Annotated in this window: 2 protein-coding genes; one reads left to right on the top strand and one right to left on the bottom strand. The window is 69.0% G+C overall.

The window, feature by feature from the left end; translation table 11 throughout:
* Positions 1–19 precede the first annotated feature (19 nt).
* On the top strand, positions 20–3,049 hold the full coding sequence (locus tag HY703_06530) for an Ig-like domain-containing protein (GenBank protein MBI4544830.1): 3,030 nt from the start codon (positions 20–22) through the stop codon (positions 3,047–3,049).
* A gap of 99 nt (positions 3,050–3,148) precedes the next feature.
* Here the strand turns inward: HY703_06530 and HY703_06535 are convergent, their stop codons facing one another.
* Positions 3,149–3,835, bottom strand: coding sequence for an HAD family hydrolase (locus HY703_06535; protein ID MBI4544831.1), 687 nt, complete (start codon positions 3,833–3,835; stop codon positions 3,149–3,151).
* Positions 3,836–3,977 lie beyond the last annotated feature (142 nt).

Consider the following 3,977-nt stretch of genomic DNA (forward strand, 5'->3'; position numbering starts at 1 on the left):
GGCCGTGCAAGAGCCATGCTTGACACGCTACCTCCCAGCCACTACGCTGAGCCGCACGAGATCTTTTTGTGAGAGCGGCCGTTTGAAGAAGAGCTGGATCGTGGCGGCCGGCCACCGTGGTGCCGGACGGGGCCGTTTTGATCGTTTTCGGCGAGGCCGGGGCGATCTGCCGTGCCTGCTGGCCGTCCTGCAGTCTGCTATCGTGCTCGGGCTCCACGCCTGCGACGACGGGCCCGTGGAGCTGCCCGCCGTCCAGATCGAGCTAACCCCGGACACGCTCACCCTGCGCACCGGCGAGAGCGCCCAGCTCACCGCCGTGGTCCAGAACGCGCGCAACGTCGCCGTTTCCTTCTCCACATCGAATGCGGCGGTCGCCACAGTGACCTCGACGGGCCTGGTCACGGGCGTTGGCGGCGGCACGGCCGTGATAGCCGCGGTCTCGCGCGCGGATCCGACCAAGCGGGACAGCAGCAGGGTGACCGTCCTGCCGCCGCCGGAGATCCAGGTAGCAGTGAGCCCGGATTCCCTGGCACTGGAAGCCGGGCAGTCCTTGCGGCTGACGGCAACGGTTACGGGGAGCGGCAACACAAGCGTGCGCTGGTCCTCCACGGCACCGGGCGTGGCCACAGTGGACAGCACGGGGCTGGTAGTGGGGGTGGCGCAGGGGCAGGCGCAGATCGTGGCGGCGGCGCGGGCGGACACGACCAAGCGGGCGACGGCGCGGGTCACAGTCCATCCGGCGCGCCGGGCAGCGATTGCGATTGTCTCGATCACGCGGATCCTGCCGGGTGGTGGCGAAGTCGCGGTGGATCCGAGCAACGTGGTGGGTCGGCTCAAGTTAACGCTGAACGTGGACACGGAGCCGGGCGCGGTCAGCCGTGTGGAAACCATCCTGGATGGGCGGGCGATTTGTTCGCAGCCGATCGGCTCGGGCAGCAGCCCGGACGCGCGGCAGGCAGTCGAGCTGGTGTGCGTTTTCGACACGGGTGAATTCAACCGCACGACGGGCGCGCCCACGTATCTCAATGGCCAACGCGCGGTGGTGGCGCAACTGGTGGCGCCGGCGGGGGCGGTGGTGGCGAGCACGAGTACCAACCTGAGGTTCAACAACCCGGACGGGTTCCTGGCTCGGGTCACGACCTCGGGCGCCGTGGCGACGAACCCGGGCACAGGTGTGCAGTGGACGTCGGGGGACGTGGTGGTGGCGCTCGTGCCCGTGATGTTCAGCGGCGCGAATGTGGCCCGCGTCACGGTGCAGATCGGGGTGCCCTCGGCTGCGCCGCTGGCCACGCAGACCGACGCCACGCGGGAAGACGGCTTCTCGGTGGTGTTCCCGAACGATCCGAACCGGCAGGGCAATCTGGCGGGCATCGAGGCCCAGAACCTGACGCCCACGGTGGCCGGCGCAGTGACGACGGACGGCCGCACGGTCGATCTGAGGGGCTGGACGCGGGGGATCGTGAACAACGACCTGCCGCCTGGCGAAACACCGCCTGTCACGTTGAACCTGGATAATCAGGCGCCGGTTCTGCCGGCTGGCAGGAGCTTTGTCCTGCCGACGCAGTCGGTGGTGGCGGAGCCCTATGCCCAGCTCCCGTGCTGCAGCGGCAACTGGGTCGGCCCCGCGTTTCAGTTCGCCTCGGCTCTACCCACGCCCATCGATCAGGGAGTAGGCGGCGTCACCTCGCTCTTCCAGGTGGGCACGGCCGCGGAGGGGTTCGGCTCGCCCCAAACCGTGACCAGTGCCGGCGAGCTCACTCCCACGCTGACGAACGGCGTATATGTCACGCGCACGGTCCTGCGGGATGGCCTGGGCAACGAGCGCCGGCTGGCGCTGGCGCCGGACGGCGCGAAGAACAACACCCAGACGGTGATCGCCGGGCAGCTCTACGCAACCTTTGGCGTGGATGCGGGCGCGCCGACCGTGGCGTTCGGGGCGGCCAGTGCCGGCGATCAGGAGGTGGATGCGACGGGCACACGCAGCTTCGTGCTCGAGGGGAGCGATCAGCGGAGCCATTTCGATACGGAGTGGGCGCCGGCGAAGCTGGTGCGGATGGTGCCAGCGTCCTTGCACACGCCGGCCGACCTATGCCGTAGGGGGGTGCGCAACACGAGCACGAGCGGCGAGTGCCGTCCGGTCCTGACGAATGGTACCATCAACATCACGGCGGGCACGGCGCTGGAGGGCTACTGGCGGCTCACCGCATGGGCGTGGGACCGTGCCGGTAACGTAAGCACGGATTCGCTGGTGCGCGTGGTACTGGTGGATCGGACGAGTCCGCAGGTGGGGGCGATCAGTCATGCGCCCGCGCTCACGGGCGGGACCGTGCAGACGTTCCAGGCGACGGCGCAGGACAACATCGACCTCTGGGTCGCCTGGCTCTGGATCGGCTACGGCCGCGTGGTCAGCCTGCGGGCGGAGGGGCAGGTCGGGCTGGGCGACCGCTTCACCACGCCGGACCAGTTCACGACTGCGGCGCCGCTGACGGCAACCGTGTCGTTCGTGCGCAACGTGGAGACGACCACGGAGGCGGGCCAGCCGAGTGGCAACATTGTGCCGGCCAACACGGCGAATTTCTGGGTGTTCGATGCGGCAGGTAACCTGGGGCAGTTGCAGGCGGACATCCGCCGGGCGGTCACGGCAGGAACAGCGTCCTTTGCGGCAGCGGCCGTCAGCAGCCTGGATGTGGCGCTGCCCGAGGGGAGCGTGGTGTGCAACGGGGCGAGAGGCGCGTGCAGCAGTGCGCCTACCACCGTGGCGGTCCAGGCCGTGGCCAGGGTGGTGGTGGGTGCGGCGGATCCTTTCCAGCGCGTCGTGTTCTACTATATCGACCCGTTCAATCGGCTGAGCGTGCCCCTGGAAGAGGCGACGACGGCGGAGGTCAGCGACGAGGGGAGCACGCGCACGTTCGTTTTCCGTGGCCTCATTCGCGGCAACCCCCTCAGCAACCTGTCGGACCAGACGGTCCCGGTCTTCGCTCTGGGCGTGAACTCGGCGGGGGACGCGCTCAAGTCCGGCAACCGCGATATCCGGGTGACGACGAACTAGTGGCTCGCCACAGGCCGGCGAGTCGTTTTAGCCAAACGGACGTGTACGTGGACGAGTGAGAAAACACGTGCACGGGTTGGTTAATGGGCCAGCGCTTTCTCAGTGGAGGTGCTTCGGGAGCGGTCCCGGGATCTCACCTGGCTGGTAGATAAGGAGCGCCCCCTCCGCCTTCGCCCTGGCGGCGAAGCTTCCCACCTCGCCCGGCGTGCGGCGCCAGAGCGCGCAGCCCGCGTGGACACCGGCTGCCCTGGCGGCCTGCATGTCGCCGATACTGTCCCCCACGTAGAGAGCCGAAGCGGGCGGAGCGCCGAGCCGGTTGAGCGCCGCGCGGATGCCCTGCGGGTCGGGCTTGGGTGCGCTCACCTCGTCGTCGAAAACCAGGACATCGAAATCACCGAGACCGGCGCGCGCGGCGGTGATCTCCCAGGAACGCCTGCTCTTTCCGGTCACGATACCCATGGCGCACCCGGCTTTGCGCAGGCGCTCGAGCATTAGCGGGACGCCGCCGTAGACGCCTTCGAAAAGTTGGTCATGGAGCGAGGCGTAATGGCGGTAGAAGTCCTCGAGGCAGCCGGCGAACGCCTGCGGCTCGACTTGCTGGCAGAGGAAGCGGATCTCGGTGCGGGGCTTCAGCGCGATCAGCTCGGAGTCGCTCAGGAGGCGCCCCAGGCAGGGGGCGAGCGCGCGACGGTAGCATTCGAGGTAGAGTCGCCGGGTGGCGATCAGCGTGCCGTCCAGGTCGAACAGGATGGCGGTCCAGCGGCGGCGGTGGGGCCTCGTGCTCATGACCAAAGCTCTCACCGCGGTGGGGCGGGGGCAAGCGCGGATCAGGGCCGCGGCGTCGCTCCTGGTGGAAGGGGCTGCTCTGCCGCTCCGTCGTTCGAGCGGCGCGGGTGAGCGGCGCGGGCGTTGCCCGTGCTCTGGCGCC

Source organism: Gemmatimonadota bacterium, assembly GCA_016209965.1.
Classification (GTDB): Bacteria; Gemmatimonadota; Gemmatimonadetes; order Longimicrobiales; family RSA9; genus JACQVE01.